1 pseudogene is annotated in these 276 nt (G+C 47.8%); it reads left to right on the top strand.

Annotation, left to right across the window (positions count from 1 at the left end):
• Positions 1 to 96 precede the first annotated feature (96 nt).
• Positions 97 to 276, top strand: a pseudogene (locus GTGU_RS26805) (glycosyltransferase); the annotation flags it as partial.

The following is a 276-nucleotide window of genomic DNA, read 5'->3' as shown; positions in this document are numbered from 1 at the left end:
CTGATTTTAATAATAGCTGCTTTTGTAACAAAAACGCTGAATATCCATCCGAAATCTTTATAATGCCAGTTGGTTTAGCGGACAGAGAACAGAGTCATGGTGCCACAGCGACGGAAAATTTTGCTTTTTGACAGTGGCAAGGAGTGGGGCGGCGGCACCAACAGCATGCTGGAGCTGCTTAAGCGTATCAACCGTGAGCGGTTCGATATCACCTGCTGTTTTTACTATAACTATCGCCGGGATCAGGGTCAGACGATTGAAGAGGTGCTGGCCGGG

It is taken from the genome of Trabulsiella guamensis ATCC 49490 (assembly GCF_000734965.1).
Lineage (GTDB): Bacteria > Pseudomonadota > Gammaproteobacteria > Enterobacterales > Enterobacteriaceae > Trabulsiella > Trabulsiella guamensis.
Note: the sequence above shows the minus strand (reverse complement) of the source record. Positions and strands in the feature narration are given on the sequence as shown.